Consider the following 25456-nt stretch of genomic DNA (forward strand, 5'->3'; position numbering starts at 1 on the left):
CCGGTCGGTGCCCGCGGGTCCGGTTTCGCCACTGCTGTCGAGATCGCCAGGAGCCTTGATGGACGCCGTGTTCTCCGTACCCGAGCCGCGCAACGAGCCGGTTCGCAACTACGAGCCGGGCAGCCCCGACCGGGAGCGGCTCCAGCGGCGGCTGACCGAGCTCGCCGCCGAGCGCATTGACCTGCCGATGACCATCGGCGGCGAGCAGCGGATGGCCGCCGGTGATTCGATCAACGTGGTGCAGCCGCACCAGCACGCGCACGTGCTGGGCGTGACCGCGCACGCCACCCACGACGACGCCCGTGCCGCGATCAAGGCGGCCAAGGATGCCGCTCCGATGTGGCGGGCGTTGCCGTTCGAGGAGCGCGCCGCGATCTTCCTGCGCGCCGCCGAACTGCTCGCCGGTCCATGGCGGGACACCCTCAACGGCGCCACCATGCTCGGCCAGTCGAAGACCGCGATCCAGGCGGAGATCGACGCGGCCTGCGAGTTCATCGACTTCCTCCGGTTCAACGTGCACTTCGCCCGGCGCCTGCTAGAGGAGCAGCCGAGCTCCTCGCCCGGCGTCTGGAACCGCTTCGACCACCGCCCGCTGGAGGGCTTCGTCTACGCGGTGACCCCGTTCAACTTCACCGCCATCGCCGGCAACCTGCCCTCGGCGCCGGCCCTGCTGGGCAACACGGTGATCTGGAAGCCGGGCCCGACGCAGCAGTTCGCCGCGCACTTCACGATGCGGCTGTTCGAGGCCGCCGGCCTGCCGCCCGGCGTGATCAACATGGTGACCGGCCGGGGCGAGGAGGTCTCCGACGTCGTGCTCGCCGACCCGGACCTGGCCGGCATCCACTTCACCGGCTCGACCAAGGTCTTCCAGCAGCTCTGGCGGACCGTCGGCGACAACATCGCCCGCTATCGGGGCTACCCGCGGCTGGTCGGCGAGACCGGTGGCAAGGACTTCGTGGTCGCGCACACCAGCGCCGACGTGGACGCCCTGCACACCGCGCTGATCCGTGGCGCCTACGAGTACCAGGGCCAGAAATGCTCGGCGGCCTCCCGGGCGTACGTGCCGCGCTCGCTCTGGGAGGGTGGGCTGCGGGACCGGCTGGCCGCCACCACCGACTCGCTGACCTACGGCGACGTGGCCGACTTCAGCAACTTCGGCGGCGCGGTGATCGACGACAAGGCGTTCGCCCGGCACACCGCCGCGCTGGAGCTGATCGCCGGCGACGACACCTGCCGGGTGCTGGCCGGCGGCACCGCCGACGACTCGGTCGGGTACTTCGTCCGGCCGACGCTCTTCGAGTGCAGCGACGCCGCCCACGAGACCTTCACCACCGAGTACTTCGGGCCGATCCTGGGCGTGCACGTGTTCGACGACGCCCGCTTCGACGAGGTGGTCGCGCAGGCCGAGTCGATCGCGCCCTACGCGCTGACCGGGTCGGTGTTCGCCACCGACCGCCGGGTGATCGACGCGGTCGGCGAGCGGATGCGGTACGCGGCCGGCAACTTCTACATCAACGACAAGCCGACCGGCGCGGTGGTCGGGCAGCAGCCCTTCGGCGGCGCCCGGGCCAGTGGCACCAACGACAAGGCGGGTTCCTGGCTCAACCTGGTCCGCTGGGTGTCGCCGCGGACGATCAAGGAGACCTTCGTGCCGCCGACCGACCACACGTACCCGCACATGGGCTGACCGGCGCCGACCGCCGGCGGCGCGCGTGCGCTGCCGGCGGTGGCCCGGCCGGGGTTCACCCCATCGCCGTACCCATCGATGGTCCTCAACGGACAGTCTGTCGCCGACAGTGCACATAGGAAGTCCTGTCGGGTGGCAAACCGTCAAATCCTGGACGCCGCGAGCGCAAAGTGGCAGCGTAGTGGGCATGGCGGATTCCGGAGTCAACCCTACGGCGGCGGCCCTTCTCGGCCTGCTCCATGAGGGCCCGATGACAGGCGGTCAGTTGATGGCCGCCGCTGAGCGCCGGCTGGCGCCGTACTGGTCGATGACCCGCAGCCAGGTCTACCGCGAGTTGCCGGTGCTGGCCGAGCGGGGGTTCGTGCGGCTCGGCAAGCCGGGGCCGCGGATGAGCCAGCCGTACTCGCTAACCGCCGCCGGGAAACGGACATTTTCCCGCTGGCTGACGGAGAACCCGGGGCGGGACACCATCCGCAACCCGATAGCGCTCCGGATGGCGTTCGGCGAGCTGCACTCCGCGAGCCAGCTGAAGGGGCTGTACGCCTCCGCCAACGAGTACCACACCGAGGCCCTGGCGCAGGTCCGGGAACAGGTGAAAAACGCCAAACGGGACGGGGAGACGTACGACGCCAGCGCGCTGGAGTTCGCCGTCGCCTACCACCGGGCGGCCCTGTCGTGGCTGAAGTCCGCCCCCGTCGGGTGACCTCCGGCGGGTTCGCCCATAGGGAACGAGCTGCTTCGCTCGCGGCACAGTACGCTTGTCTGTCGTGACCGCTGCCGATTACGCCGAACAGCTCAAGGAACTCGACGCGACCCTGCGAAACATCGAGGCCGTCCTCAACCTTGACCGTCTGCACGAGGACAAGGCCCGGCTTGAGCAGGAGGCGTCCGCCCCCGACCTGTGGGACGACCAGGCCAAGGCTCAGCAGGTGACCTCGCAGCTGTCGTACGTCAACGGCGAGATCAGCAAGCTGGGCAGCCTGCGTTCGCAGCTCGACGATGCCCAGGTGCTGCTGGAGCTGGCCGAGGCCGAATCCGACCCGGGCGTGCTCACCGAGGTCGAAGCGGAGATCACCGGGCTGACCAAGGCCATCCAGGAGATGGAGGTCCGCACCCTGCTCTCCGGCGAGTACGACTCCCGGGAGGCGCTGGTCGCCATCCGGGCCGGCGCCGGTGGCGTGGACGCGGCGGACTTCGCCGAGATGCTCCTGCGGATGTACCTGCGCTGGGCGGAGCGGCACGGCTACCCGACCGAGGTCTACGAGACCTCGTACGCCGAGGAGGCGGGCCTGAAGTCGGCCACCTTCGCGGTCAAGGTGCCCTACGCGTACGGCACGCTCAGTGTCGAGTCGGGCACCCACCGGCTGGTCCGGATCAGCCCGTTCGACAACCAGGGCCGCCGGCAGACCAGCTTCGCCGGCGTCGAGGTCCTGCCGGTCACCGAGCAGACCGACCACATCGACATCCCCGAGAACGAGATGCGGGTCGACGTCTACCGCTCCTCCGGGCCGGGCGGGCAGAGCGTCAACACCACCGACTCGGCGGTGCGGCTCACCCACATTCCGACCGGCATCGTGGTGACCTGCCAGAACGAGAAGTCCCAGCTGCAGAACAAGGCCTCCGCGATGCGGGTTCTCCAGGCCCGGCTGTTGGAGCGCAAGCGCCAGGAGGAGCAGGCCAAGCTGGAGGGGCTCAAGGAGAACGCCGCCGGCTCGTGGGGGGACCAGATGCGGTCCTACGTCCTGCACCCTTATCAGATGGTGAAGGATCTCCGAACCGAGCAGGAGACCGGCAATCCGAGCTCGGTCTTCGACGGCGAGTTGGACAGTTTCATCGAAGCCGGCATCCGCTGGCGCAAGCAGCGCCAACTCGCCGGCGACGGTGCGTGACGACACGCAGGCGGAGCGCGTCGTCGATCTCCTGGTAGGCCCCTTTTCGAGGACGCGCGGCGTATCTACGGGGCGTGGGGCTTGGCACTGTCGTTACACCGCGTAGACTCACCACCCGTGATTCAGCTTGAGCAAGTGACGAAGACGTACCCGAAGGCGTCCCGGCCTTCGCTCGACAACGTGTCCGTCTCGATCGAGAAGGGCGAGTTCGTCTTCTTCATCGGTCCATCCGGCTCCGGCAAGTCCACAATCATCAAGATGCTGCTGCACGAGGTCGCCCCCAACAAGGGGCGGGTCATCGTCAACAGCAAGGACGTCACCTCGATGCGCTCCTGGAAGCGACCCCACTTCCGGCGCTCGATCGGTTGCGTTTTCCAGGACTTCCGGCTGCTTCCGAACCGCACCGCCTACGAGAACGTGGCGTTCGCCCTTGAGGTGATCGGCAAGACCAAGGCGGTTGCCCGCCGGGTCGTGCCCGAGGTGCTGGAGCTGGTCGGGCTCGGCGGCAAGGAGCACCGCTACCCGCACGAGCTCTCGGGTGGTGAGCAGCAGCGCGTCGCCGTCGCCCGGGCGTTCGTGAACCGTCCGCTGATCCTGCTGGCGGACGAGCCGACCGGAAACCTGGACCCGGACACCTCGATCGAGATCATGCGTCTGCTGGACCGGATCAACCGCACCGGCACGACCGTCGTGATGGTCACCCACGACTCCAACATCGTGAACCAGATGCGCCGCCGCGTCGTCGAGATCGAGAGCGGTCGCATCGTGCGTGACCAGGCCCGCGGCGTCTACGGGTGAGCCGGCGCTCCACCCCTGCGCAGCCTGACGACGAACACCTGATGCCGGAGACCCGGAGGAAACCCCGATGCGCGTGAAATACGTCCTGTCCGAGGTATTGGTCGGACTGTGGCGCAACGTGACCATGTCCATCGCGATGATCATCACGATGGCGGTCTCGCTGACCATGCTCGGCGCCAGCGGTCTCATGTACCGCCAGGTCGACGACATGAAGGACCTCTACTACAAGAACATCGAGGTTTCGATCTTCTTGAGCCAGGAGGTGACCGAGCAGCAGCGCACCGACCTGAACGCCAAGCTGGACGGCGACCCCCTGGTGAAGGAGGTCCTCTATGTCAACAAGGACGAGGCGTACAAGCGCTTCAAGGAGATGTACCAGGACGCGCCGGACCTGGTGAACGCGGTCAAGCCGGACCAGCTGCCCGAGTCGTTCCGGCTGAAGCTGAACAACCCGGAGCAGTACAAGAACATCTACGACCAGTACAAGGAAACCGAGGGCGTCGACGAGATCGTCGACCAGAGCCGACTACTGGACAAGATCTTCAACATCCTCACCTCGATCCAGAACATCGCGCTGGCCGCCGCCATCGTGATGGCCGTCGCCGCCCTGCTGCTGGTCGCGAACACCATCCAGGTGGCCGCCTACAGCAAGCGGCGTGAGGTGGCGGTCATGAAACTTGTCGGCGCTTCCAACTGGTTCATCCAGGCGCCGTTCGTGCTGGAGGCGGTGGTGGCTGGCCTGATTGGCTCGCTGCTCGGCCTGGTTGCCCTCGTCGCGGCGAAGTATCTGCTCTTCGACGGGTCACTCAGCGCGTTGCAGGGCCTGCTCTCGCCGATCAGCTGGGGTGACATCCTGTTCATCTTCCCGCTGATGGCCGGCGTCGGTGGCCTGGTCAGCGCCGGCACCGCCTGGATCACCCTCCGCTTCTACCTGCGGGTCTAGGCGCCGTACGGGTCGTCCCGTCATCGCCCGAGGGCCCTCCCGCTGCCGGAAATAAACAGCGCGGGAGGGTCCTTGTCATTCAGGTAGCATGATCGGTTGTCCGGCCGGGGTGATCCCGGCCATGGACCTTCCGGGAGAGGGGGTGGCACCGATGCCACGGGAAAAGGGGCGCAAGGTCGTCGCCTCCAACAAGAAGGCGCGCCACGACTACTCGATCCTCGACACGTACGAGGCGGGCATGGCGCTCACCGGCACCGAGGTCAAGTCGCTGCGGGCCGGGCGCGCGTCGCTGGTGGACGCGTTCGCCCAGGAGCGCAACGGCGAGCTGTACCTGCACTCGATGCACATCCCGGAGTACACCCAGGGCACCTGGACCAACCACGAGCCCCGGCGTACGCGCAAGCTGCTGCTCAATCGGGGCGAGATCGACCGGCTGCTCGGCAAGACCCGTGAGGGCGGTCTGACCATCGTCCCGTTGCAGGTCTACTTCTCCGACGGCTGGGCCAAGGTGGAGATCGCCCTGGCCAAGGGCAAGAAGTCGTACGACAAGCGTCAGGACCTCGCCAAGCGGGACGCGGACCGGGAGATCGCCCGGGTCTCCGGTCGGCGCGGCAAGGGCATGGACGACTGAATAATCCTGTTTGTCCGGGTCGGCGCGTCGGCCCGGGGCTCGGGATGAAACCCGTTGCGGCAGGCGTTAGTCTTGTCAGTGCCGCCACATCGGCGGCCTGTCGAGGGGGTGACTGGTTTCGACTTCGTACGCAGCGACAGGGGAAGCGAGCCGAGGAAGCCGACGTCGTCTCGAGAATCGGTCGTCGGAAACTTATAAGCGCCAAGAACAATCGCGCTGACTTCGCTCTCGCCGCCTGAGGCGAGTAGCTAAGTCTGTCGGCCTGGGAACGCCTTCGTCCCAGTAGCCGGCATCAGCTAGAAGGCTGGCCAATCGGACCCGGTCGCGGGGTCCGTGCGGCGAGATTAATCAGCGACTGGGCCCGTCACACCAACTTGCTCGCGTGAGCGGTGGGGCCGAGTAGAGGCACAGCGAGCTGCGCTCGGAGAAGCCCTGACAAACCGGCGAAGGACCCGGGTTCGATTCCCGGCACCTCCACCACCTCGAAGCGATGCGCCCCGGCCCCCCGGCCGGGGCGCATCGTCGTATCCGGGCCCACTCGGCTCCGGCACTCCCGGGAGCCATGACGCCGGCTGCGGCGTGGCTCGCCTACGCTGCCGGCTGTGACGAACGAGGAGCTGCGCCTGTCGGTCGGCGCGTCACCCGCTCAGCGCACCGTCTCGGTGGTGGTCGGCGTCTTCGTTGCCGCCGTCGGCGCGGCGTTCGTGGTGCTGCCCCTGGTCGCCGACGGGCTGCTGCGCCGGCTGACCGGCCCGGGCGACGGGCTCGCCACCTACGAGGAGGCTCGCGACCTGCCCCCGGGGCTGCTGCCGCCCGGGCTGCAGGATGCCGGCAGTGGCGGGGACCAGACCGGCCCCGGCCCGCTCGTCGGGCTGTGCGGCCTGCCGTTCGCCCTGCTCGGTGTCTACCTGGTGCTGCGGGTGCTCCGCACGGCCGCCTGGCTGGATGGCAGCCGGGTCCGGGTGCGCGGGGCGTTCGCCAGCCGGACCGTCGACCTCGCCACCGCCCGGATCGACGCCGCGACCCTGCCGTACCGGGAGGCGGGGGACGACGTGCGGGCGCGCGGGCACCGGGTGCCGGCCGTCGTCGCCACCGATGGCGAGAGCGGGCGGCGGGTCACCATCCCATTGCGGGGCATGGGGCTGGACACCCTGCCCCCGTCCGAGTTGCGGGCGCTGGCGGACGCGATCAGCACCGGGCGTCCCGTGGACGGGCGCGACGGCGACGCGCACGCCGCCGCCAGCCACCTGCGCCGCCTGGCGGAGCACCCGTCGGCGGGTTGACCGGCTGCCCGCCTCGCGAAAAGGTGTGCCTGTGGTGTCTGTGGGACTGCTGCTGCGGGTGGGGCAGATGAGGCGTGCGAGGGCTCTGGACAGGGCGGACGAGCGGGTTCACCATCGCGGTATGCGGTAGCAACGCGGCGCGGGAGGTGCCCATGGCCACCGGTCCGGTCCAGCAGCCGTCACGTGCCGCCGCGTATCCGCATTCGGCCGGTCTCCCCGCCGGTCCGCACCCCACCGGGCTGCCCGGTGACCCGCGCCCGGCCGGGCTCGCTGGTGACCTGCACGCGCTTGCCCGGGCCGTCGCCGTCGCGGCGACCGAGCCCAGTTGGCGCGAGCGCGTGCTGGTCCGGTTGCGCCCGGTCGGGCAGGGCTTCGCCGAGCACGTCCGGGTGACCGAGGGTCCGACCGGCCTCTACTGGGAACTGCTCGCCCACTCACCCCGGCTGGACCACGGGGTCCGGCTGCTGACCCGGGAGCACGCCGAGATCGTCGCGGCGATCCTGTCCGTGCAGCGGGCCGCCGAGCAGCCCCAGACCTGCCCCGACGAGGTGCGCGGCCGGGCTGGGCACCTCGTGCGGACGCTGGCGCGGCATCGACGGCGCGGCGCCGACCTGCTCTGGCAGGCGTACCAGATGGATCTGGGCGGCGAGACCTGAGCCGGCTGCCGGTGGTCGGGGAACCGGAGCGTCGGCGGGTGCGTCGTACCAGCATGCGTCGATCGGTCCTGCTGCTCACTCTGCCCCTGCTGGTGCTCGCGGCGGGCTGCGCTCCGACCGACGCCGACGCGCCCACCGCCCCGGAACACCGTTCGGAGGCGTTCGAGCAGCGAGCCACCGAGGTCGCCGAGGCGTGGCGGCCCGGTGCCGACTGGCGCACCGGGTACGTCCCGTTGCAGGGACCGACCATCCTCAACGGCGACCCGGGCTTCACGCCGGACACCGAGGCCGCCTTCCGGGCCGGCTGGTACCGCGCGCAGGTCCCGATCCCGCCCACCCGGGTCGGTGGGGAGATCCGCTTCCCGGACGGACGGCTGACCCTGCCGTTGGTCAGCGCGGCCGAGGCGTACCGGCAGCTCGACCAGGGCGATCCGCTGCCCTGTCCGGGACGGCCGAAGCGGCCCGGACTACCGACCCCCGGCCCCACCGTCGAACCCGGACCGGACGGCTGGGTCAGCAGTGGCCCAGAGACCGCGTGCCTTCCGCTGACCGTCACCGGGGTCACGCTCGGCACCGTGCCGGTACGCACCAGCCGGGGCGAGGCGCAGGTCCCGGCCTGGCTGTTCACCATCAAGGAGCTGGCCATCCCGGTGGCCCGGCTCGCCGTCGCGCCGACGGCGGTCACCCCGGTCCCCGAGCCCACCGCGCCGGTACGGCCGCTGCCGGACGGGTTGGTGGCAGCCCAGGACCTGACGGCGGTCGACGGTGCGCGGCTGACTGTCCGGCTGGGTGTCGGCGCCTGCGACACCGGGATCGCCCCGCTGGTACAGGAACGACCGGACGTGGTGGTGGTCGGCGGCGGGGTCACCCGGTCCACCGGTGAGTGCATTGACCTGCTCAAGCTGGAGCCGGTCACCGTCACCCTGGCCGCGCCGCTGGGTGCCCGGCCGGTGCTGGACGTCTTCACCGGCGCGCCGCTGTCGATCGCCCCGCGCTGACCGCGCACGACCGTCTCGGACGGGCCGCTGGTGCTGGTGGCGGTGCGCGGTCAGAGGATGCTGGGCACCTCGGTGCCGATCGGTACCGGCAGCACGGTGGGACGGTCGGCGCGCAGCCCGGCGGCGAGCGCCGCGCCGAGCTGGTCGGGGGTCTCCACCACCTCGGTGGCGCAGCCGTAGCCGGCCGCGATCGCGGTGATGTCCAGCCCCGGCAGCTCCAGGCCGGGCACCCCGGGCGTCTCCTTCAACTCGGCGAACGCCTTGAGGATCGCGTACTGCTGGTTGATCGGGACGATCACCACCACCGGCAGCGACAGCCGAGCGGCCGTCCACAGCGCCTGCACCGAGTAGTGGAACGAGCCGTCACCGACCACCGCCACCACCGGCCGGCCGCGTCCGGTGTCCCGCTCGGCCAGGGCCACGCCGATCGCGGCCGGCAGGCCGTAGCCGAGGCCGCCGCTGGCCATCGTGAAGTATGACGCCGGGCGGTTGATGCGTACCCGGCGGCGCAGTGCGGACAGATTGGACGGTGACTCCTGGATCAGCACCCCGTCCGCCGGCCAGTGCGCGGCCAGCGCGGCGAACAGGGCGTCGGCGCTCAGCGGCGCGGTGACCTCCGGCGGCGCCATCGAGTCCCGGGGTGCCGGTGGTGGTCGGTCGGCCGGCGGCACCATGTCGACCAGCGCCGCCAGGGTGAGCCCGGGATCGCCGAGCAGGCTGTCCCCGACCGGAGCGCGGGCGGCCTCGTCCGGGTCGTCGGTGACGTGCAGCAGGCGGGTGCCGGCGGGTAGATGGTCGCCCGGCACGTGCGGGTAGTAGCGGAACACCGGGGCACCGATCACCAGCACGGTGTCGTGCCCGCTCAGCGCCTCGGCCAGCGGCCCGATCGCGAACGGCAACACCCCACGGAAGTGCGGGTGGTCCTCCGGGAACACGCTCCGCTCCGGGGCGGGGGCGGACCAGACCGGCGCCGCCAGCCGCTCGGCCAACGCCACGGCGGCCGTCCAACTCCCGGCCCGGTCCACTCCCGGCCCGAACACCAGCGCCGGGTTGTGGCTGCCGGCCAGCACCCGGACGAACTCGTCCAACCGCTGCGGGTCCGGCGCGAACCGGGTGGCCACCGAGCGCGGCGCGGGCGGCGGGTCGGCCGGCTGGGCCCAGTCGTCCATCGGCAGGGAGAGGAAGACCGGCCCGGCCGGGGGCTGCACCGCGGTCGCGTACGCCCGCAGCAGCGCCGCGGGGATGTCCTGGGCGCGGACCGGCTCGTAGCCCCACTTGACGTAAGGCTGGGGAAGCTCGGCGGCTCGGCGGCTGGTCAGCCGGGGTTCGAGCAGCAGCATCTCCCGGGTCTGCTGGCCGGCGGTGACGATCAGCGGGGTCTTGTTGTGCCAGGCGGTGACGAGGTTGCCCATGCCGTTGCCGGTGCCCGGGGCGGTGTGCAGGTTGACGTGCGCGGGCGCGCCGGTGGCCTGGGCGTACCCGTCGGCCATTGCGACCGCCGTCGCCTCGTGCAGCGCGTGAACGTAGTGGAAGTCGGCCGGGAAGTCCCGCAGGAAGGGCTCCTCGGTGGAGCCGGGGTTGCCGAAGACGGTGGTCATGCCGAGGGCGCGGAGTACGTCGTACGTCGCGTCCCGGACCGTTGCCATCGCCACCTGCTTCCGTGTCGCGCGCAGGGACGACCGCGGTCGCCCTCCCGATCAGCCGAATCTATCGGGATGTCACGGACGTTTCGGGCGTTTTCCAGGCGTCGGTGACCCGACCCACCGCGGCGGGCTGCGCCCGCACCGGTTCAGGGCAGCGGGAAGGGCAGGGTGATGCCGTCCAGTGCTCGGCCGCAGGCGCAGTCCCGCGCGGTGGGTAGCGCGGCCAGCGCGTCCAGCAGCACGCCCCGCAGCCGGTCGGTGTTCGCCGCGAAGACCCGGAACACCTCGTCCTGGGTCACCGACTCGCCGGCCTGCAACCCGGCGTCCAGGTCGGTGATCAACGCGATCGACGAGTAGCAGAGGGCCAGCTCCCGGGCGAGCACCGCCTCCGGGTGGCTCGTCATGTTGACCACCATGCCGCCGATCGAGGTGAACCAGCGGGACTCGGCCCGGGTGGAGAACCGTGGGCCCTCCACGACCACCACCGTCCCGCCGTCCACGGCGGTGACGTCCCGGCCGGCGGCGGCGGTGAGCAACGCCCGCCGGCCGCTCGGGCAGTACGGGTCGGCGAACGGCACGTGCACCGCGCCCTGGTCGTAGTAGGTCTGCGCCCGCCCGCTGGTCCGGTCGATCAACTGGTCGGGCACCACGAACGTGCCGGGGCCCAGCTCCGGGCGGAGCCCACCGACCGCACACGGGGCGAGCACCTGGCGTACGCCGAGGGAGCGCAGCGCCCAGAGGTTGGCCCGGTACGGGATCAGGTGCGGCGGGTACCGGTGGTCGCGGCCGTGTCGAGGCAGGAACGCGACCCGCCGCCCGGCCACCTCGGCGATGGTCACCACGTCCGACGGCGGGCCGTACGGAGTTTCCAGCTCATGGGTGGTGCCGTCGAGGAGGGCGTACAGGCCCGACCCGCCGATCACCGCGAGGTCCGCCTTCGGTGCCATCGACCCTCCGTCTTAACTGTCCGATCACCCGCCGGTCAGACCTTAGCCAGCACCCGGAGTGCAGGCTATGGTGCCAGGCATGGCGTTGACAGCGCGGCTGATCCCGGTGCACCGTGCGGGTCCGGTGAGTGACGGATCCCCGGCGCGGGTTCACGGTTGACGGGTGTGTGGGATGCAGGGAGAGGGCCAGGCGATCGGCGGACGGGCGATGGAGTCGATGACCGGGCGGCTGCTGGTCGCGACTCCGGCGCTCAAGGACCCGAACTTCGACCGCACGGTGGTGCTGCTGGTCGCCCACGAGCCGGGCGGCGCGCTCGGCGTGGTGCTGAACCGGGCCACCGAGGTGCCGGTCGCCGAGGTGCTCGGCGACTGGAGTGACCTGGCCCGCCACCCGGCGGTGCTCTTCGAGGGCGGCCCGGTGCAGCCCGACTCGGCCATCTGCCTGGCCCGGATGCGGCAACCGCTGCGGCGGCTCAAGGGCTTCCACCAGGTCTCCGGGGCGGTCGGAACGATCGACCTCTCGATCGACCCGGAGCGGCTGCGGGAGAGCATCGGCGGCATCCGGGTCTTCGCCGGCTACTCCGGCTGGGGGACCGGGCAGCTGGAGCAGGAGATCGCCGACGGTTCCTGGTTCCTGCTGGACGCGCTGCCCGGTGACGCCTTCGTCGACCGGCCGGACGACCTGTGGCCGATGGTGCTGCGCCGGCAGGGCGGGATGATGTCCGCCGTCGCCCACTTCCCACCGGATGTGGCGCTCAACTGACCCGGGTCGGTGGGACCCCGCGAGATGACCATGCCGGGCGGGATGTGTATAGTTTCCCAGTGCCCGGGCGACCGGGAAACAACAAGGGGCCGTGGCGCAGCTGGTAGCGCACCACACTGGCAGTGTGGGGGTCAGGGGTTCGAGTCCCCTCGGCTCCACCCTTGGTTGTGCAAGCCAATCGGCACCAGTCAATTGACTGGTGCCGATTGGCTTTTCGTCGACAGGTGGTTCGTACCGCTCCGTGCCGAGCTGCGATGCGGGTCCGTTTTCAGAATCCGATGGCTTCGCGGAGCAGCAGGACGGTGCCGCGCCCGGGATGGGGTTCTGCGTTGAGGACGAGAAGGCGGTTGACGGCGCTGGGCTGCCCGTAGGCCACCTGGGCGCGGGCGCTCTCCAGCGGGAGGGCGTGGTCTTCGAGGCGGCGCAGCGCGGTGTCCAGGTCGGGCACCACCTTCTGCGCCCCGACGATCCAGATCGCGCGGGCGGCGCCGCCGGCGTAGGCGGGTAGTTGGCTTCCGCTGGCCGAGGCGACCACGAGGGAGCCGGTTTCGGTGAGCGCGGCGACGCTTCCCACCACGACGTCGGGGCTGGCGAGCAGCCGCCGGATGTCGTCGGCGCCGGTGACGCGGTCCATGGCCAGTACGTGTGGCTTGACGGCCTGATACCGCCCGCTGGTGTTGATGGCCTCGTCGATGCCGGACAGGCGGAGGGTCTCGCTGGCCGCGGTGAAGACGCTGGCGCCCTCGGGGATCAGATCCTCGATGCGCGTGCGGGCGGCGGCGGCGTCGTCGAGGATCTCGACGGTGAAACCATGGGCCGTCAGCGCTGCGGCAGCCCGTTCCAGGATCTGCGCGGGTGCCGGGTCGGCGAACATCGTTGCTGGAATCGGGGTGGTCGTGGTGCCTCCTGGGCTGGACGCGGTGACGGTGGCTTCGGGTGCCGAGCCCGCCAGTGGAGTGCTGTCGAGGTACCTGACCTCGTAGACCCGCTCGGTGAACCGCCAGCCGTACTGGGTGCGCTGGTATCGGTCGTGGTAGATGGCGTAGTTCAGTCCCTGGCGACCGTCGAGGGTGCGCGCGAGCTCCTGGATGTAGGCACGGCCCGTCGCGGTGTCGCCGTCGAGTTGGATCGTGCCCGAGTGCGTGGTCTGCACGAAGAAGTCCCACTGGGCCTGCAGCCGCTCGCCCCCGGCGCGGATCTCCTCCCGGCCGACCAGTTCGGCGGGGATGTTGGGCATCCGCAGCGCGCCGTCCGGCGTGAACAGCGACGCGAGGCGGGTGCGGTCGCGCATCATCGCCGCGTCGGTGAACTCGCCGCGCAGCGCCTCGATCTCGACGCGATCCGCGATGGCCTGAAAGTCACTCATCGGCTCCTCTTGCCTCCCTGTCACATCGAGCCCGGCGTATGACGCCCGCTGGATGGTGTGTTCGTCTCAGGAGTACGACAACGCAGCCCCTCGGATTGTGAGGCGACGCCAACCTCACAATTCGGTGCGCTGTCTTGTCGAACTGGTAAGGGCAGCTGCGACCGAGGGAGTCGGCGACACCATGGCCACCCGATCCGAACCAGGGCACGCCCGACCCGATCCGGGCCTGAGCGCGATCATGAGCGAGCGACGCCAACTGATCAACCTCGCGTACCGACTCCTCGGCTCCCTGGCCGACGCCGAGGATGTCGTCCAGGAGACCTACGCGCGCTGGTACGCCATGCCGCAACAGCAGCAGGAGGCGGTCGAAACCCCCGGCGCCTGGCTGACGACGGTCGCCAGTCGCATCTGCCTCAACCTGCTGGGCTCGGCACGGGCCCGGCGGGAGACCTACGTGGGCGAATGGATCCCGGAGCCGCTGCCCGAACGTACGGAGTGGAACAGCGGGCGGTCGGACGGCAGCGCCGTCGACCCGGCTGACCGGGTCACCCTCGACGAGTCGGTCAACATGGCCTTCCTCGTCGTGCTCGAATCGATGACCCCGGCCGAGCGCGTCGCGTTCATCCTGCACGACGTCTTCCGCTACTCGTTCGCCGAGGTGGGCGAGATCGTCGGCCGTACGCCGGCGGCCTGCCGGCAGCTGGCCTCCTCAGCCCGCCGTCGTGTACGCGCGACGCAGGCTCCCGCAACCCCGACAGCCCGCCAGAGCGGCATCGTCAGGGACTTCAAGCGGGCATGGGAGGCCAAGGACATCCATGCCCTCATCGGCCTCCTCGACCCCCACGCCACGGCGACCGGCGACGGTGGCGGCCTCGCCAACGCCGCGCCCTGCCCGATCGAAGGAGGCGAGCAGATCGCGCGCTACCTCGTGGGCCTCGCCGGCAGGGCAACCAACGTGACGATCCTGGAGCGCACGGTCAACGACCAGCCCGGTCTGGTGGCCCTGCAGGACGGCGTCACCGTGGCGGTGTACGCGTTCGACTTCGTCGGTGACCGGATCACGCGCCTCTGGGCCGTACTGAACCCCGAGAAGCTCCGGCCCTGGTTGCCCGCTCCGCACGGAAGATGACCAGGATGAGGCCGTCGGCACCGCCGATGGTGGGCACGCACTGGCCGTCGCCGCGATTCCCGGCCACCCCGACATCGAACCTTTGCCGCCCCGCGTCCGTACCACTGCGCGGGAGGTCAAGCCATGACCGTGCGTCGAGTGCTCGCCGCCGTGCTGGTCGCTGCGGCGACCGTGCCGGTCAGCGCCGCGCCGGCCGCGGCGCACGGCGCGCCGACCGACCCGATCAGCCGCGCGGCGGCCTGCGGACCCGAGGGCCGGCACGCGGCCACCAGCGCCTGCCGGGCGGCCGTCGAGGCGGGTGCTGCGGTCCGCGAGTGGGACAACGTCCGGGTGGCCGCGATCAACGGCCGGGACCGGGAGCGGATCCCGGACGGGGAGCTGTGCAGCGGCGGGCTCTCCGCGTACCGGGGGCTGGACCTGCCCCGGACCGACTGGCCGGCCACCGAGCTGACCGCCGGTGCCCGGTTCACCTTCCGGTACCGGACCACCATCGAGCACCGAGGCACGTTCCGGCTCTACGTCACCCGGCCCGACTACGACCCCCGGGCACCACTGACCTGGGCGGATCTGGAAGCCCGACCGTTTCTGACGCTGACCGACCCGCCGGTGCGGGGCGGGGCGTACCAGCTGCCGGGCCGGCTGCCGGCGGGTCGCGACGGCCGGCACCTGATCTACACGATCTGGCAGAACTCCAACACCCCGGACACCTACTACTCCTGCTCCGACGTGGTGTTCCGCTCGGCGCGCGCCGGCACGGCGACGGGCACGCCCAAGCCGGCCGCCGCGACGAAGAGCGCACCGCGTACCGCCGCGAGCCGGCCGGCCGCCACCGACCCGGCGGTGGTGGCGGCGGCCGATCCGGGCGTGCCCGTGGCGTCGGTGACCGACCTCGGTGGCCGGTGGCCGGTGCTGGCCGGCGCCGCCATCGTGCTGGTCCTGGCGCTGCTGATCGGCGCGAGCCGGCGGCGGCGGAGCGGCGGCCCGCCGGTCGGCCGGCAGTGCGAGGTGCGCAACCACCGGGCCGGGCGGCGCCGGATCTGGTGACCCGGCCCGCCGGCGCGGCGGCGCTCAGCCCAGGTGCCGGTCGATCTCAGCCAGCTCCTCGGCGGTGAAGTCGAGGTTGTCCAGCGCGGCGATGTTCGTCTCCAACTGCTCGACGCTGCTCGCCCCGATGATCAGGCTGGTCATCCGCGGGTCGCGCAGCGCCCAGGCCAGCGCGAGCTGGGCCAGCGACTGGCCACGGCCCTCGGCGACCGCGCCGAGCCCTCGGATGGTGGTCATCTTCTCCTCGCTGAGGTCGCTCTCGTTGAGGAAGACGCTGGTGCGCACCCGCGAGTCGGCGGGGATGCCGCCCAGGTAGCGGTCGGTCAGCAGGCCCTGGGCCAGCGGGCTGTACGCGATGCAGCCGGCGCCGACCTCCTCCAGCGTGTCGAGCAGGCCGTCGGCCTCGGTCCACCGGTTGAGCATCGAGTACGACGGCTGGTTGATCAGCAGCGGCGTGCCCAGCTCGCGCAGGATCGCGGCGGCGCGAGCGGTCTGCTCGGAGTTGTAGTTCGAGATGCCCACGTACTGCGCCTTGCCGGAGCGGACGATGGCGTCCAGCGCGCCCATCGTCTCCTCCAGCGGGGTGTCCGGGTCGAACCGGTGCGAGTAGAAGATGTCGACGTAGTCCAGCCCCATCCGGCTCAGCGACTGGTCCAGGGAGGAGATCAGGTTCTTGCGCGAGCCCCACTCGCCGTACGGGCCGGGCCACATGAGGTAGCCGGCCTTGCTGGAGATGACCAGCTCGTCCCGGTACGGCCTCAGGTCGGTGGCGAGCATCCGGCCGAAGTTCTCCTCCGCCGCGCCGGGCGGTGGGCCGTAGTTGTTGGCCAGGTCGAAGTGGGTGACACCCAGGTCGAAGGCGCGCCGGACGATGTCGCGCTGCCGTTCGAACGGGCGGTCCGGGCCGAAGTTGTGCCACAGGCCGAGGGAGACGGCGGGCAGCCGCAGGCCACTGCGTCCGCTGCGCCGGTGGGTCATGGTGTCGTAGCGGTCGTCCGCGGCGAGGTAAGTCACGATCAATGAGCCTAGCCCTGGCAGGTTGCGCGGGATCAGGCGTGTGAACCAGGACATCGGGGTAGCTTCGACGCCATGCGTTTCATCGCGCTCGACACTCCCAAACCGCTGTCCAAGATCGGGCTGGGCACCTGGCAGTTCGGGTCCCGCGAGTGGGGCTACGGCCCGGCCTTCGAAGCGCAGGCGACACAGATCGTCCGGCGGGCCGTCGAGTTGGGCGTGACCGTCTTCGACAGCGCGGAGATCTACGGCTTCGGGCGCAGCGAGCGGATCCTCGGCGCGGCGCTCGGCGATGACCGGCCCAAGGTGGTGGTCGCCACCAAGATCTTCCCGGTGCTGCCGGTGGCTGCCGTCGTACAGCAGCGGGCCGTCGCCTCGGCGGCCCGGCTCGGCGTCACCGCCCTCGACCTCTACCAGGTGCACCAGCCGCACCCGCTGGTCGCCGACCACAGCACCATGCGCGGGATGCGGGCCTTGCAGGACATCGGGCTGGTCAACGAGGTCGGCGTGAGCAACTACGGGCTGCGCCGCTGGCAGGTCGCCGAGGCGGCGCTCGGCCGGCGCGTGCTCAGCAACCAGGTCCGCTACAGCATGCTGGACCGGGCACCCGAGCAGGACCTGCTGCCGTACGCGCGGCAGGCCGGCCGGGTCGTCATCGCGTACAGCCCGCTGGCCCAGGGCTTCCTCTCCGGCCGGTACGACGCGAAGAATCCGCCGAGCGGCGCGGTCCGGCGGGCCAACCCGTACTTCCTGCCGGAGAACCTGGAGCGGGGCGCCACCCTGATCGACACGCTGCGCCAGGTCGCCGACGCGCACGACGCCACCCCGAGCCAGATCGCGCTGGCCTACCTGCTGCGCCACCCGAACGTGCTGGCCATCCCCGGCGCGTCCGGCGTGGAGCAGATGGAACGCAACGCGGCCGCCGCCGACATCGATCTCGCCGATGACGAGTACGCCGCGCTGGCCGAGGCCGCCAAACGGTTCCGCCCGGTCACCGGCCTCGCCGCGATGCCTCAAATGCTGCGCGCCCGGTTCGCCAGCCCGACGGAGAAGTGAGCACAGTGGACGACATCACCGCACTGATCCTGGACGACCACGCCGCCTTCCGGCGCGGCTTCGCCCGCTTGGACGACGCCCGCGACGAGCAGGAGCTGCTGGCCATCTGGGATGCTCTCGCCCTGCACCTGGACATCCACGCCGAGGCGGAGGAGGCGATCCTCTACCCGCACCTGGTCAAGCACGGCGACGACGGCGAGGACGAGACCGCCGACGCGATCGGCGACCACAACAAGATCCGGGACGCCATCGCCGAGTCCAAGCTGCACCCGGTCGGCTCGGAACGCTGGTGGGCGGCCGTCGGCACGGCCCGCCGGGAGAACAGCGAGCACCTGGCCGAGGAGGAGGACGAGGCGCTGCCCGACTTCCGCCGGCACGCCGGCACCGAGCTGCGTGCCGAGCTGGGCCAGCGGTGGCTGACCTTCTATGGCGAGCACAAGAACGGGCGCAACCTGCCGTTCCGCGACAAGGACCCGCAGTCGTACGTGGCCGACCACCGCTGAGCGCGGCTCGATCTCCCCGGCACGGGGGAGTCGCAAAGGGCGGTCACGGCAGCAGAATGACGGGGTGACCCCCCGAGCGATGCTGGCCCCGCTGGTCGCCGGCACCACCTGGCGGCGTGGCGTGTTCCTGCTGCTGGGCGGGGTGCTGGCGCTCCCGTACGGGCTGCTCGCGGTGACCTTCGCGCAGTTGCTCGCCGGCTCGGAGGTCCCCCGCCCGCTGGTGTTCGCCCTGCTGGTGATCGCGGTGGTGATCGCCGTGGTGCCGCTGCTGCTGGATGGCAGCCGGGCACTGGAGGTCGCGGCCGTGCGGGCACTGCTGGGCGTCGACCTGCCCGACCCCGTGCCGGGGCACCGCAGCGACCGGGAAACCCGGCTGCGCAGCGCACTCTGGATCGGCACCCACCTCACCATCGGCGCCGCGGTGATGGTCGCGTTGATCACCGCCGTGCCGATGGCGTTGGCCTTCATCGCCCAGCAGTTCGGCATCGGCGCCGAGCTGATGAGCCGGGAACGGTTCGGGCCGCTGGACGGGCGGGACACCGGCTGGCTGACGCTGACCGGAGTGGCCGTGCTGGTCGGCCTCGGCTACGCCGTCGCCGGGCTCGGCGCGCTCGCCGGGTCGATGGCGCCGGTGCTGCTCGGCCCGGCCCCGGCGGAGCGGATCGCCGCCCTGGAAGCGCAGGCCACCCGGCTCGCCGAACGCAACCGGCTGGCTCGGGAGCTGCACGACTCGGTCGGCCACGCGTTGACCGTGGCCACCCTCCAGGCCGGGGCTGCCCGCGAGATGCTCGACACCGACCCGGAGTTCGTCCGGCGGGCGCTGAGCGCCATCGAGGACGCCGGGCGCACCGCGATGGACGAACTCGACCACGTGCTCGGGCTGCTCCGGGAGACCGGTGGCGACCGGCCCTCGGTGGCGCCGCAGCGTACCCTCGCCGACCTGGAGCGGCTGTTCACCGACGCCCGCACGACCGGGCTGGCGGTACACGCGCAGCGCAGCGGCGACCCGGCGCGGGTGCCCGCGGTGGTCTCCCGGGAGGGCTACCGGATCGTCCAGGAAGGGCTGACGAACGCCGCCCGATACGGCCAGGGGCCGGTGACGCTGCGGCTGAACCTGCACCCGGACGCGCTGGACCTGGAACTGGTGAACGCGGTGGGCCGGCCCGATCGCGCCGACCCGGGCCGCGGCGGCCGGGGCCTGGACGGCATGCGCGAGCGGGTGCTGCTGCTCGGCGGCCAGCTCACCGTCGGGCCGGACGGCGACCGGTGGCGGATCCGGGCCCGCCTTCCGTACGAGGGGACGCGATGACCACCGGGGTGCTGATCGTCGACGACGACGAGCTGATCCGCATCGGGCTGCGGGCCATCATCGACGCCCAGCCCGACCTGCGGGTGCTCGCCGAAGCCGCGGACGGCGCCGAGGTGCCGCCGCTGGTCGCCCGGCACCGGCCGGCCGTGGTGCTGATGGACGTGCGGATGCCCGGCATCGACGGGATCCAGGCCACCCGGCACCTGCTGGCCACCTCCGCCGACCCGCCCCGGGTGCTGGTGGTCACCACCTTCGCCAACGACGAGTACGTCTACGAGGCGTTGCGCGCCGGAGCGGCCGGCTTCCTGCTCAAACGGGCCCGGCCGGCCGAGGTGGTGGAGGCCGTCCGGGTGGTCGCGGCGGGCGAGTCGCTGCTCTTTCCGGCTGCGATCCGTCGACTGGTCGGGGCGTACGGGCCGGCCGGGGGCGACCGGCTGGCCGCCGCCCGGCTCACCGAGCGGGAGGCCGAGGTGCTGCGGCTGATGACCAGCGGCCGGTCCAACCCGGAGATCGCCGCGCACCTGGTGGTCGGGGTGGAGACGGTCAAGACGCACGTCGGCAATGTGCTGGCAAAACTGGGCGTACGTGACCGCACCCAGGCGGTGATCGCCGCCTACGAGTCGGGCTTCGTCACCCCGTCCGGCTGACGCGTCCCTCCCGAGGGGGAGTGGGTTCACCGCCGCCCGGGAGGGGTCCGGCCGGCCGACGGCCGACGCTGGGAGCATGACGACGATCACTGCTTCCAGACCCCGTTCCGACTCCCGCTGGCCGGACCGGCTGGCCCCGCTGGCTGCCGGCTGGCTCGGCCTGTGGGGCGTCCTCGCCCTGCTCGGCACGATCACCGGCGCCGGCTACCCGTTCGGCGCGAACGACCCGCACGGCGGCGACGCCAACCTGCTTCGCCTGGTGCCGGTGGAGCTGGCCACCCCGCTCTTCGCCGGCCTGCTGCTGGCCACCGCGGTGGCGGCGCTGGCCATGAGTCGTCCGGTGGTCCGCCCGTCCGGCCCGCTGCGGGTGTTGCTGGCCGGCTACGGCTGGACGGTGGCGTTCGTGCTCGCCGTGGTCGTCCCGGACGCCCGGGTGCTGGTCATCCTCGGCTACCTGCCGATGCTGATCATCGGGGCGCCGTTCGGCTGGCCGCCGGTCGACTATGCCGAGATCTTCAGCTGGGCGCTGTTCGCCCGGTTCGCCGCGCTCGTCGGCGGTCTGCTGCTGGCCGGGGCGGTGCTCGCCTGGCAGCGTCGCACCGCCGGAGCATGCGTCGGCTGCGGCCGCGGCGACACCGGCCGGGGCTGGACCACCCCGGCCGCCGCCGCGCGCTGGGGTCGGTGGGCCGCCGGCATCGCCGCGGCCATCCCGCTGGCGTACGCGCTGACCCGGTTCGCCTGGGCGGCCGGCATCCCGCTGGGTATCTCCCGGGAGTTCCTGACCGAGATGCGCGAGACCGGGCTGGTGTGGGCCGGGTTCGGGCTGGGCGCGTTCGCCACCGTCGGCGCGATCCTCACCCTCGGGCTGGTGCAGCGCTGGGGCGAGCGGTTCCCGCGCTGGATGCTCGGACTGGCCGGCCGCCGGGTGCCGGTGAAGCTGGCCGTGGTGCCGGCCACCCTGGTCGCCGTCGCGGTGACCGCGGCCACCCTGGGACTGCTGAGCAACCCGGAGTTCTGGCAGCTCACCCACGGGTTCAGCCTGGCTGGGGCGCCGATGCTGCTCTGGCCGTTCTGGGGGCTGGCGCTCGTCGCGGCCACCTACGCGTACCACCTGCGCCGCCGCGGTGCCTGCCGGCGCTGCGACCGGAGCTGAAGGTGGGAGTGGGGGTGCCCCCCGATGCACGGGGCACCCCCGCGAGTGTGAGCTAGCGTGGGTCGGGTGACTGCGCCCTCCCCGGTAATTCCGGTTCCACCGGCCGACCTGCCCGGCACGCTCGGCGCGCTACGGGCGGCCGGTCACCAGTACCGCACCGTCAAGCAGGAACTCCGCGACAACCTCCTCGCCCGGATGCGCAACGGCGAGACCCGCTTTCCCGGCATCGTCGGCTACGACGACAGCGTGCTGCCCGAGGTCGAGCGGGCGCTGCTCGCCGGGCACGACATGGTGCTGCTCGGCGAGCGCGGCCAGGGCAAGACCCGCCTGATCCGCGCTCTCGGCGGGCTGCTCGACGAGTGGACGCCGGTCATCCCCGGCTCGGTGCTCAACGAGCACCCGATGCACCCGCTCACCCCGGCCTCCCGCGCCCAGGTCGCCGAGGCCGGCGACGACCAGCCGGTCGCCTGGCTGCACCGCTCGATGCGCTACGGCGAGAAGTTGGCCACCCCGGACACCAGCGTCGGCGACCTGATCGGTGACGTCGACCCGATCCGGATCGCCCAGGGGCGCACCCTCGGCGACCCGGAGACCATTCACTTCGGGCTGGTGCCCCGCACCAACCGGGGCATCTTCGCCGTCAACGAGCTGCCCGACCTGGCCGAGCGGATCCAAGTGGCGCTGCTCAACGTGCTGGAGGAGCGGGACATCCAGGTCCGCGGCTACCAGCTACGGCTGCCGCTGGACCTGCTCCTGGTGGCCAGCGCCAACCCGGAGGACTACACCAACCGGGGTCGGATCATCACCCCGCTCAAGGACCGGTTCGGCGCGGAGATCCGTACCCACTACCCGCTCGACCTGGAGCTGGAGCTGGACCTGATCCGGCAGGAGGCCGACCTGGTCGCCGAGGTGCCGGAGCACGTGCTGGAGGTCCTGGCCCGGTTCGCCCGCGCGGTGCGCGAGTCGCCGTCGGTGGACCCGCGCTCCGGTGTCTCCGCCCGGTTCGCCATCGCCGCCGCCGAGACGGTCGCCGGTGCCGCGCTGCGCCGCGCCGGCCTGCTCGCCGCCGGTGGCACCCCGGAGGGACGGCCGGAGGCCGCCGTGGCCCGGGTCGGCGACGCGGTGTCGGTGACCAGCACGTTGCGCGGCAAGGTGGAGTTCGAGAGCGGCGAGGAGGGTCGGGAGATCGAGATCCTCGCCCACCTGCTGCGGACCGCGACCGCCGAGACGTTCCGGGCACACCTGGCCGGGCTGGACCTGTCCGGCTTCACCGGGCTGGTCGAGGACGGCGCGGCGATCGAGACCGGCGAGCTGATCGGTGCCGCCGAGCTGCTGCGCCAGGTGGGCACCGTGCCCGGGCTGGCCAAGGTGCTGGACCGGCTCGGCCTGGGCGACGCTCCCACCCCCGAGGAGGCCGCCGCCGGTGTCGAGTTCGTGTTGGAAGGGCTGCACCTGACCCGCCGGCTCGGCAAGGACGTGACCGACTCCGGTCGCACCGTCTACGGCGGCCGAGGCTGACCGTGGCCGGCAACCGGTTCCGGTACGGGCAGTGGCGCGGCGGGCCCGACCCGCTCGCGCCCCCGTACGACGTGCAAGAGGCGGTGGACGCGGTCGGCGCCGAGGTGCTGGCCGGCGGCAGCCTGCGCGAGGCGCTGCGCAACCTGCTGCGGCGTGGCCTGCAGGGGCGTGGCGGGCTGGACGACCTGGCCGCCCGAGCCCGGCGGCTGCGCCGGGAGGCGCTGCGGCGGGGCGATCTGGACGGCGCGGTGACCCGGGCGCAGGCACTCCTCGACCAGGCCCTCGCCGCCGAGCGGGACGAGCTGCGGGGGCGCGACGACGACGCGGCGCGGTTCGCCGAGTCCGTGCTGGACAACCTGCCCCGCTCCACGGCGCGTGCCGTGGAGGAGCTGGCCGGATACCAGTGGGCCAGCGAGGACGCCCGCCGGTCGTACCAGCAGATCCTCGACCAGCTCCGCGACGACGTGCTCGGCCAGCGTTTCGCCGGGCTGCGCGACGCCGTGCGCGCGTCCGCCGACCCGGCCACCCAGCAGCGGCTCGCCGAGATGATGCGGGACCTGAACGACCTGCTGGCCCGGCACGGCCGCGCGGAGGACACCACCGACGCGTTCGCCGAGTTCATGCGCCGGCACGGCGACTTCTTCCCGGAACGGCCGGAGACCGTCGACGAGCTGATCGACGTACTGGCCCGCCGTTCGGCAGCCGGCGAGCGGCTGATGAACTCGCTCTCCGATCGGCAGCGCGCCGAGCTGTCCGGGCTGATGCAGCAGTCGCTCGGCGACCGGCTGGCCGGGGAGTTGTCCGCGCTGGACGCGAACCTGCGGGCGCTGCGGCCGGATCTGCGGTGGGGGCGCGGCGAGCGGGTCCGGGGCGAGCAGCCGCTGGGCTACGCCGACGCGGCCGGCGCGTTGGGTGAGATCGGCGAGCTGGACGACCTGCTGGACCAGCTCGACCAGGAACACCCCGGGGCCACCCTCGACGACGTTGACGTCGACGCCGTGGCCCGGACGCTGGGCCGGGACGCCGCCGACGAGGTCCGCCGGCTGCGCGAGTTGGAGCGCGAGCTACGCCGGCAGGGCTGGGTGAGCCGGGACGCGGACGGGCTCACGCTCAGCCCGAAGGCGCTGCGCCGACTCGGCGGGACCGCGCTGCGACGGGTCTTCTCCGAGCTGACCGCCGGGCCACGCGGCCAGCACGACCTGCGTTCGGCGGGCGCCGCCGGCGAGGTGAGCGGTGCGTCCCGTCCGTGGCAGTACGGGGACGAGCAGCCGTTGGACGTGGTTCGCACGCTGACCCGGGCGGTCAGCCGGGGCGGGCCGAGTGTGCCGGTGCAGCTCGCGGTGGACGACTTCGAGGTGGTGGAGACCGAGAAGCGGGCTTCCGCGGCGGTGGTGCTCTGCGTCGACCTCTCGTACTCGATGATCTCCCAGGGGCGTTGGGGGCCGATGAAACAGACGGCGCTGGCGCTGGCGCACCTGATGGAGACCCGGTTCCCGCAGGACGCTCTGCAGATCGTGGGTTTCGGCCGGGAGGCGATGACGCTCAGCCAGCAGGAGTTGGCCGCCGTGGAGCCGGACGGGGAACAGGGCACGAACCTCCAGCACGCGCTGCGGCTGGCCGGCCGGCACCTGCGGCGGCACCCCGATGCCGAGCCGGTGGTGCTGGTGGTCACCGACGGGGAGCCGACCGCCCACCTGGACCCGGACGACGGGGAGGCGCTGTTCCACTGGCCGCCGTTGCCGGAGACGATCGAGGCGACCGTCCGAGAGGTCGACCGGCTCAGCCGCTACGGCGCCACGCTCAACCTGTTCATGCTCGGCGACGATCCCGGTCTGCGCCGGTTCGTCGACGCGGTGGCCCGGCGCAGCCGTGGTCGGATGTTCACCCCGGACGCCGACGATCTGGGCGAGTACGTGGTGAGCGACTACCTCCGCTCCCGCCAATCCCGCCGCTAACACCCGCGGGGCGGGGTTGACTGGGGGTGTGGAGAGCGGGGGGCTGCGGCGGGCGTATGACGCGGTGTTCGCGGAGATCGACGCGGCGGGCTTCGGTCCGCCGCCGGAGGGTCAGCTCAGCGCCGAGCAGATCGTCGCGCACCTGGTCGCCAACGACGAGCTGATGATCCAGGCCACCGAGGCGTTGCTGGCCGGTTCGACGTTCGCCTACTACGACCTGGATGACATGCACCGCCCGCAGCTCGACGCGCTGGTCGCCGAGCATGGTGGCCTGCGCGGCCTGACCGCGCTGTTGCGCGGCACCAGCGACCGGCTGTGCGCGCTGGTCGACCGACTGGGCCTGGCGGCGGAGACGCCGGTCGAGACCCACCTGCGCGAGGGCTTCGACCTGATCGTCGAGGAGCCGCTGCCCTGGTCTCGCACCCTCGACCTGCACACCCGGGTCCATCTCCCCAAACACCAGGCCCAGCTCCACATGCTGCGCAGCCCCTGAGACGTGTCGTCCCTGCGCAGCCGTTCGGGCG

The 25456-nt window shown here is 71.9% G+C and carries 24 protein-coding genes, 1 tRNA gene and 1 other RNA gene; 22 read left to right on the forward strand and 4 right to left on the reverse strand.

Annotation, left to right across the window (positions count from 1 at the left end; translation table 11 throughout):
• Positions 1-58: 58 nt before the first annotated feature.
• The 10 genes from pruA (at position 59) to ABZV00_RS16450 (ending at position 8885) form a co-directional block, all read left to right on the forward strand.
• Positions 59-1687 (forward strand): L-glutamate gamma-semialdehyde dehydrogenase, encoded by a 1629-nt coding sequence (gene pruA / locus ABZV00_RS16405; RefSeq protein WP_355606613.1) that lies wholly within the window; start codon positions 59-61, stop codon positions 1685-1687.
• A gap of 187 nt (positions 1688-1874) precedes the next feature.
• A complete protein-coding gene (locus ABZV00_RS16410; protein ID WP_328423787.1) occupies positions 1875-2390 on the forward strand; it encodes a PadR family transcriptional regulator in 516 nt (171 codons plus the stop codon).
• A gap of 64 nt (positions 2391-2454) precedes the next feature.
• Positions 2455-3576 carry a peptide chain release factor 2 gene (gene prfB, locus ABZV00_RS16415; RefSeq protein ID WP_328423789.1) on the forward strand — a complete coding sequence of 374 codons (1122 nt, stop codon included), beginning with the start codon at positions 2455-2457 and terminating at the stop codon, positions 3574-3576.
• A 117-nt stretch (positions 3577-3693) separates the two neighbouring features.
• Positions 3694-4374, forward strand: a complete 681-nt coding sequence (gene ftsE / locus ABZV00_RS16420; protein ID WP_328423791.1) for a cell division ATP-binding protein FtsE — start codon at positions 3694-3696, stop codon at positions 4372-4374.
• Between the two features lie 67 nt (positions 4375-4441).
• Positions 4442-5317, forward strand: a complete 876-nt coding sequence (ftsX, locus tag ABZV00_RS16425) for a permease-like cell division protein FtsX (RefSeq protein ID WP_355606617.1) — start codon at positions 4442-4444, stop codon at positions 5315-5317.
• A 151-nt stretch (positions 5318-5468) separates the two neighbouring features.
• Entirely contained in the window at positions 5469-5948 is a 480-nt protein-coding gene (smpB, locus tag ABZV00_RS16430) for an SsrA-binding protein SmpB (RefSeq protein WP_328423795.1), read from the forward strand.
• Between the two features lie 104 nt (positions 5949-6052).
• Positions 6053-6428, forward strand: a transfer-messenger RNA (tmRNA) gene (gene ssrA / locus ABZV00_RS16435).
• A gap of 122 nt (positions 6429-6550) precedes the next feature.
• Positions 6551-7231: a hypothetical protein gene (locus tag ABZV00_RS16440; RefSeq protein WP_355606620.1), complete on the forward strand. Its 681-nt coding sequence runs from the start codon at positions 6551-6553 to the stop codon at positions 7229-7231.
• A 152-nt stretch (positions 7232-7383) separates the two neighbouring features.
• On the forward strand, positions 7384-7887 hold the full coding sequence (locus ABZV00_RS16445; protein WP_355606623.1) for a hypothetical protein: 504 nt from the start codon (positions 7384-7386) through the stop codon (positions 7885-7887).
• Between the two features lie 53 nt (positions 7888-7940).
• A complete protein-coding gene (locus ABZV00_RS16450) occupies positions 7941-8885 on the forward strand; it encodes a hypothetical protein (protein WP_355606626.1) in 945 nt (314 codons plus the stop codon).
• Positions 8886-8935: 50 nt separating this feature from the next.
• Here the strand turns inward: ABZV00_RS16450 and mdlC are convergent, their stop codons facing one another.
• Together mdlC and ABZV00_RS16460 are read right to left on the reverse strand one after the other, a co-directional pair.
• The gene (mdlC, locus tag ABZV00_RS16455; RefSeq protein ID WP_355606629.1) at positions 8936-10531 is read right to left on the reverse strand and encodes a benzoylformate decarboxylase; all 1596 of its coding nucleotides are present in this window, start codon (positions 10529-10531) and stop codon (positions 8936-8938) included.
• Positions 10532-10674: 143 nt separating this feature from the next.
• Positions 10675-11475: an S-methyl-5'-thioadenosine phosphorylase gene (locus ABZV00_RS16460; RefSeq protein WP_355606632.1), complete on the reverse strand. Its 801-nt coding sequence runs from the start codon at positions 11473-11475 to the stop codon at positions 10675-10677.
• A 172-nt stretch (positions 11476-11647) separates the two neighbouring features.
• Between ABZV00_RS16460 and ABZV00_RS16465 the strand changes: the two genes are divergently transcribed.
• On the forward strand, positions 11648-12238 hold the full coding sequence (locus tag ABZV00_RS16465) for a YqgE/AlgH family protein (RefSeq protein ID WP_355606635.1): 591 nt from the start codon (positions 11648-11650) through the stop codon (positions 12236-12238).
• An 85-nt stretch (positions 12239-12323) separates the two neighbouring features.
• Positions 12324-12396: transfer RNA gene (locus tag ABZV00_RS16470), tRNA-Ala, on the forward strand.
• A 110-nt stretch (positions 12397-12506) separates the two neighbouring features.
• Here ABZV00_RS16470 and ABZV00_RS16475 read toward each other — a convergent pair.
• Complete coding sequence (locus ABZV00_RS16475) at positions 12507-13604, reverse strand: LUD domain-containing protein (RefSeq protein WP_355606638.1); 1098 nt, start codon at positions 13602-13604, stop codon at positions 12507-12509.
• Between the two features lie 181 nt (positions 13605-13785).
• Here ABZV00_RS16475 and sigJ point away from each other — a divergent pair, with 181 nt between their 5' ends.
• Positions 13786-14733, forward strand: coding sequence for an RNA polymerase sigma factor SigJ (gene sigJ / locus ABZV00_RS16480; RefSeq protein ID WP_355606641.1), 948 nt, complete (start codon positions 13786-13788; stop codon positions 14731-14733).
• 123 nt (positions 14734-14856) lie between these two features.
• Positions 14857-15777, forward strand: coding sequence for a lytic polysaccharide monooxygenase (locus ABZV00_RS16485; protein ID WP_355606644.1), 921 nt, complete (start codon positions 14857-14859; stop codon positions 15775-15777).
• A gap of 24 nt (positions 15778-15801) precedes the next feature.
• Here the strand turns inward: ABZV00_RS16485 and mgrA are convergent, their stop codons facing one another.
• Positions 15802-16797: an L-glyceraldehyde 3-phosphate reductase gene (mgrA, locus tag ABZV00_RS16490; RefSeq protein ID WP_355606647.1), complete on the reverse strand. Its 996-nt coding sequence runs from the start codon at positions 16795-16797 to the stop codon at positions 15802-15804.
• A 69-nt stretch (positions 16798-16866) separates the two neighbouring features.
• Here mgrA and ABZV00_RS16495 point away from each other — a divergent pair, with 69 nt between their 5' ends.
• From ABZV00_RS16495 to ABZV00_RS16530, 8 genes are all read left to right on the forward strand, one after another.
• Positions 16867-17847 (forward strand): aldo/keto reductase, encoded by a 981-nt coding sequence (locus ABZV00_RS16495; RefSeq protein ID WP_355606650.1) that lies wholly within the window; start codon positions 16867-16869, stop codon positions 17845-17847.
• On the forward strand, positions 17844-18350 hold the full coding sequence (locus tag ABZV00_RS16500; protein WP_355606653.1) for a hemerythrin domain-containing protein: 507 nt from the start codon (positions 17844-17846) through the stop codon (positions 18348-18350). Before ABZV00_RS16495 ends, ABZV00_RS16500 begins: the two co-directional genes overlap by 4 nt.
• A 64-nt stretch (positions 18351-18414) precedes the next feature.
• Positions 18415-19659 (forward strand): histidine kinase, encoded by a 1245-nt coding sequence (locus ABZV00_RS16505; RefSeq protein WP_355606656.1) that lies wholly within the window; start codon positions 18415-18417, stop codon positions 19657-19659.
• Positions 19656-20306: a response regulator transcription factor gene (locus ABZV00_RS16510; RefSeq protein ID WP_355606659.1), complete on the forward strand. Its 651-nt coding sequence runs from the start codon at positions 19656-19658 to the stop codon at positions 20304-20306. Before ABZV00_RS16505 ends, ABZV00_RS16510 begins: the two co-directional genes overlap by 4 nt.
• Before the next feature lie 76 nt (positions 20307-20382).
• Positions 20383-21459, forward strand: a complete 1077-nt coding sequence (locus tag ABZV00_RS16515) for a hypothetical protein (RefSeq protein WP_355606662.1) — start codon at positions 20383-20385, stop codon at positions 21457-21459.
• 57 nt (positions 21460-21516) lie between these two features.
• Entirely contained in the window at positions 21517-22977 is a 1461-nt protein-coding gene (locus tag ABZV00_RS16520) for a sigma 54-interacting transcriptional regulator (protein ID WP_355606665.1), read from the forward strand.
• A gap of 2 nt (positions 22978-22979) precedes the next feature.
• Positions 22980-24932, forward strand: coding sequence for a VWA domain-containing protein (locus ABZV00_RS16525; RefSeq protein WP_355606668.1), 1953 nt, complete (start codon positions 22980-22982; stop codon positions 24930-24932).
• A 28-nt stretch (positions 24933-24960) separates the two neighbouring features.
• Positions 24961-25425 (forward strand): hypothetical protein, encoded by a 465-nt coding sequence (locus ABZV00_RS16530; RefSeq protein ID WP_355606670.1) that lies wholly within the window; start codon positions 24961-24963, stop codon positions 25423-25425.
• Positions 25426-25456 lie beyond the last annotated feature (31 nt).

Source organism: Micromonospora sp. NPDC005173, assembly GCF_040608515.1.
In the GTDB taxonomy this organism is placed as follows: Bacteria; Actinomycetota; Actinomycetes; order Mycobacteriales; family Micromonosporaceae; genus Micromonospora.

What these genes read in the sequence shown, in the direction of transcription:
- pruA (WP_355606613.1), top strand. Translation starts at nt 59, where the DNA reads ATGGACGCCGTGTTCTCCGTACCCGAGCCGCGCAACGAGCCGGTTCGC.
- ABZV00_RS16410 (WP_328423787.1), top strand. Translation starts at nt 1,875, where the DNA reads ATGGCGGATTCCGGAGTCAACCCTACGGCGGCGGCCCTTCTCGGCCTG.
- ftsX (WP_355606617.1), top strand. Translation starts at nt 4,442, where the DNA reads ATGCGCGTGAAATACGTCCTGTCCGAGGTATTGGTCGGACTGTGGCGC.
- smpB (WP_328423795.1), top strand. Translation starts at nt 5,469, where the DNA reads ATGCCACGGGAAAAGGGGCGCAAGGTCGTCGCCTCCAACAAGAAGGCG.
- ABZV00_RS16445 (WP_355606623.1), top strand. Translation starts at nt 7,384, where the DNA reads ATGGCCACCGGTCCGGTCCAGCAGCCGTCACGTGCCGCCGCGTATCCG.
- ABZV00_RS16450 (WP_355606626.1), top strand. Translation starts at nt 7,941, where the DNA reads ATGCGTCGATCGGTCCTGCTGCTCACTCTGCCCCTGCTGGTGCTCGCG.
- mdlC (WP_355606629.1), bottom strand. Translation starts at nt 10,531, where the DNA reads ATGGCAACGGTCCGGGACGCGACGTACGACGTACTCCGCGCCCTCGGC.
- ABZV00_RS16460 (WP_355606632.1), bottom strand. Translation starts at nt 11,475, where the DNA reads ATGGCACCGAAGGCGGACCTCGCGGTGATCGGCGGGTCGGGCCTGTAC.
- ABZV00_RS16465 (WP_355606635.1), top strand. Translation starts at nt 11,648, where the DNA reads ATGCAGGGAGAGGGCCAGGCGATCGGCGGACGGGCGATGGAGTCGATG.
- ABZV00_RS16475 (WP_355606638.1), bottom strand. Translation starts at nt 13,604, where the DNA reads ATGAGTGACTTTCAGGCCATCGCGGATCGCGTCGAGATCGAGGCGCTG.
- sigJ (WP_355606641.1), top strand. Translation starts at nt 13,786, where the DNA reads ATGGCCACCCGATCCGAACCAGGGCACGCCCGACCCGATCCGGGCCTG.
- ABZV00_RS16485 (WP_355606644.1), top strand. Translation starts at nt 14,857, where the DNA reads ATGACCGTGCGTCGAGTGCTCGCCGCCGTGCTGGTCGCTGCGGCGACC.
- ABZV00_RS16495 (WP_355606650.1), top strand. Translation starts at nt 16,867, where the DNA reads ATGCGTTTCATCGCGCTCGACACTCCCAAACCGCTGTCCAAGATCGGG.
- ABZV00_RS16510 (WP_355606659.1), top strand. Translation starts at nt 19,656, where the DNA reads ATGACCACCGGGGTGCTGATCGTCGACGACGACGAGCTGATCCGCATC.
- ABZV00_RS16515 (WP_355606662.1), top strand. Translation starts at nt 20,383, where the DNA reads ATGACGACGATCACTGCTTCCAGACCCCGTTCCGACTCCCGCTGGCCG.